We start from the raw sequence: 3,526 nt of genomic DNA, 5'->3' as shown, positions 1-3,526 counted from the left end.
TATCGAGTCCAACGCGGACATTGGTGTCGCCACCATCGTGCTAGATCGTCCCGCGCGGCGCAATGCGGTCGACCGTGCTACCGCGCAAGCGTTGAGCGCCGCCTTCCACTGCTTCGAGGCGGAGTCGGCATGGCGCGCCGCAGTGCTGTTCGGCGCGGGTGGCACCTTCTGCGCCGGCGCCGATCTCACCGCGCTCGCCGACGACACCCGCCGCAATGAACTGCACGCCGACGGCAGCGGGCCCGGTCCAATGGGACCCACGCGCATGAGTTTCAGCAAACCGGTGATCGCCGCGATTGCCGGCTATGCGGTCGCGGGCGGCCTCGAACTGGCCGCGATGTGCGATCTGCGCGTCGTCGAGGAAGACGCCGTGCTCGGTGTGTTCTGCCGGCGCGTCGGGATTCCGCTGATCGATGGCGGCACGATCCGCTTGCCGCGTCTAATCGGGTTATCGCGCGCGCTCGACCTGATTCTGACCGGCCGCGCGGTAACGGCGCAGGAAGCGCTCGCCTTCGGGCTTGCCAACCGTGTCGTGCCTAAGGGCGAGGCACGCTCGGCGGCGGAACAGTTAGCCGCCGAGTTGGCGGCCTTTCCGCAGGCGGCGCTGCTGGCCGACCGCCGCTCGGTGCTGGAAAACAGCCCGCTCGAAGACCTTGCCCTGGCGCTACAGCGTGAAGGCGCCGGCGGCTATCAAGCGGTGTTTGACGAGGGCGTTGCAGGGGCCGCACGTTTCGCCGAAGGCGCGGGCCGTCACGGCAATACCCTTAAGTCAGACGAAAGCACGGAATGAGACAGCGCCATTCGCAAGTAAAGCGCACCGTAAAGCTAAAGGCCCACAAGCACACGCCAACGCGCGCCTTCAGCAAAAAACAACAACAGGCTTGACGCTCAGCAAGGCTGTTTTGACTTAGGTAGAATCCCCTACTGTTTTGCCCCAGCATCGCGCCTGCGTTCTCGCCCCGAAAACGCGCGCCTGCCGCACGACACTTCCGCGTCGCGCCGATTCACATTCCGTCATCATGCCTTTACCCCTGCTCGCTCTCGCCGTCGCCGCTTTTGGAATCGGTACCACTGAATTCGTGATCATGGGCTTGCTGCCCGATGTCGCGCGCGATCTGTCCGTGTCGATTCCGGCGGCCGGCATGCTGGTGTCGGCCTATGCACTCGGCGTCACCATCGGCGCGCCGATCGTCGCGATCGCCGTGGCCAACATGCCGCGCAAGAAGGCGTTGATGAGCCTGATCGGCGTGTTCATCGTCGGCAATCTGCTGTGCGCGATCGCGCCGGGCTACGCGGTGTTGATGGCCGCGCGCATCGTCACGGCGTTTTGCCATGGCGCGTTCTTCGGCATCGGTTCAGTGGTCGCGGCCGGTCTCGTCGCACCGAATCGCCGCGCGCAAGCCATCGCGTTGATGTTCACCGGCTTGACGCTCGCCAACGTGCTCGGCGTGCCGCTCGGGACCGCGCTCGGCCAGGCGGTGGGCTGGCGTGCCACCTTCTGGGCGGTCACCGGCATCGGCATTCTCGCGGCGGGCGCACTCGCGGTCTGCCTGCCGGCGAAGATCGAGATGCAGAAGGCCAGCCTCATGCGCGAATTCAGCGTGCTGAAAAACCCGCAAGTGCTGATGGTGCTCGGCATCAGCGTGCTGGCGTCGGCCAGCCTGTTTTCCACCTTCACCTACATCACGCCGATTCTGGAAGACGTCAGCGGTTTCACGCCGCATGCGGTCACGTTCGTGCTGTTGCTGTTCGGCCTCGGCTTGACGGTGGGCAGCACGCTCGGCGGCAAGCTCGCGGACTGGCGGTTGATGCCCTCGCTGGTTGCGTTTCTGCTGGCCATCGTCGTCATCCTGACCATTTTTGCCGGCACGATGCACGCTGAAATCCCCGCGATGATCACGATCTTCGTGTGGGGTATTCTGGCCTTCGCGATCGTGCCGCCGCTGCAAATGCTGATCGTCGACCGCGCAAGTCATGCGCCGAATCTGGCATCGACGTTGAATCAAGGTGCGTTCAACCTTGGCAATGCATCGGGTGCGTGGCTCGGCGGCATGGCAATCGGTGCGGGCGCGCCGCTTACCACGCTGCCGTGGGTCGGCGTAGCGACTTCGATCGGCGCGCTGGTGTTGACGCTGTGGTCGGTGTCGATCGACCGGCGCGCGCAACGGATGGCTGTGGCGGGATAAGTTCGGCTATCGTCACGGCCGCTCCGAAGGCAGCTCGGACGTGAACGGGTGCACATCGGCTGCGGCGTGTGGTGGCTTGCGGCGAGCGCTTTCGCGGCGTCGCGCTGGTGAGCGGGAGCTCGCTGGTGGGCGCGTCGTGGAGCGCGGCGAGTTTCGGCGGTCCACTGGCGGGTGCGCTGATGAAAGCGGTCGGCAACGATGCAATGGTCGCCGTGCCAATGGCAGCGGCGCTCGCGTTTCTCGCCGCCGTCTGGTGGGAGAAACAGCGTGCGCCGATGCAAGCCGATATGTCGCAATAAATATTTCCCAGGTATATTGACGCCTCGTGCCGTGAAGCATCCGGGCACGGCATCACGTCATCTAACGCGTGGAAAAAATGGCTGTTGCCGCTAAGGGGAGTAGGGGATGGTCAGTTTTCTAACGCATGCCGCATGTCTGTTGGTCGGCGTGGCGATCGGCGTCTTCGTGTGTGCGCTGTGCGTTGCGCGATCGAGAACCCCACGAGACGATCACTGACTCGTCGCTTGTATTGCCAGGTTCCGCGGGGATAGAAGAGTCGCCCGCATCGCGTGTGGTCGCGTCGAAAATCCTTCGCTGCAACGGCGGTCTTGCGTTAGCAATTCGCGTTGTTCTGCACGATCATGCGCTCGCTGCTTTCCACGGTGTAGTGACTACAGCAGTTCGCTGAACTGTTCCCCGTCACCGACATGGATTTGCACCTGGATAGATAGATGTCGGTCTGGCAGTGTCGCAAGAAGTTTCCCGAGATGACGCCGCCAACCCGGTCGGCCACCGCGATGCCGCATGCACGTGGTCCACGGAAGCCTTCCACGATATTGCCGATCAATACGGCCGCGCTTGTGTTCGCACGAAGATCGATGCCAATACAGCAGGTGTTCGTAGAGGGGGTGTTCGAATGAAGATCGACGTCAATACAGGGGGTGTTCTGCCCAATCACCGTATTGCCGCTTACGATTGGATCGGCGACGTCGAAGCAGCTAATTCCAAAGTGTCCCATGGTTCGAAGACTGTTATTGCTGATGGTCGGATAATCCTGGTATTGCGCCCAGATGCCGATCACTTGTCCAGCCGCAAGGCAGGACACGCTGTTGTCCGTCACCGTGATGCCTTGACCCCGGTCGTGCCAGGTGAACGTCACGTCGAGCGATCCCGCCGTAACAGCCTGACTCGCGACCACGGCGGCGCCCGCAACGCTCAGCACATACGTAAGCGGTGGAACGCCCGTGCCGCTGATAAGCTGCCCGATCTGGATAGCGGCATTGGCTTTAGCGAGCGTGAGATTCGGCGTGCCGTTTGCCTTGGCCTGCTGCTTGGGCAAG

General features: G+C 63.2%; 3 protein-coding genes and 1 pseudogene. 3 read left to right on the top strand and 1 reads right to left on the bottom strand.

The window, feature by feature from the left end; genetic code table 11:
• Position 1 precedes the first annotated feature (1 nt).
• The 3 genes and pseudogenes from QOC89_RS14215 to QOC89_RS14205 all read left to right on the top strand — a co-directional run.
• On the top strand, positions 2-790 hold the full coding sequence (locus QOC89_RS14215) for a crotonase/enoyl-CoA hydratase family protein (protein ID WP_323045590.1): 789 nt from the start codon (positions 2-4) through the stop codon (positions 788-790).
• Between the two features lie 229 nt (positions 791-1,019).
• A complete protein-coding gene (locus QOC89_RS14210) occupies positions 1,020-2,186 on the top strand; it encodes an MFS transporter (RefSeq protein WP_323045589.1) in 1,167 nt (388 codons plus the stop codon).
• A gap of 68 nt (positions 2,187-2,254) precedes the next feature.
• A pseudogene (locus QOC89_RS14205) lies at positions 2,255-2,485 on the top strand (MFS transporter); the annotation flags it as partial.
• A gap of 314 nt (positions 2,486-2,799) precedes the next feature.
• Here QOC89_RS14205 and QOC89_RS14200 read toward each other — a convergent pair.
• The coding region (locus tag QOC89_RS14200) for a right-handed parallel beta-helix repeat-containing protein (protein ID WP_323045588.1) at positions 2,800-3,526 on the bottom strand (727 nt) is incomplete at its 5' end.

It is taken from the genome of Paraburkholderia sp., from assembly GCF_034668105.1.
Lineage (GTDB): Bacteria > Pseudomonadota > Gammaproteobacteria > Burkholderiales > Burkholderiaceae > Paraburkholderia.
Note: the sequence above shows the minus strand (reverse complement) of the source record. Positions and strands in the feature narration are given on the sequence as shown.

Bases quoted from the DNA above. Each gene is read 5' to 3' on its own strand.
- QOC89_RS14210 (WP_323045589.1), top strand. From the start codon at position 1,020: ATGCCTTTACCCCTGCTCGCTCTCGCCGTCGCCGCTTTTGGAATCGGT.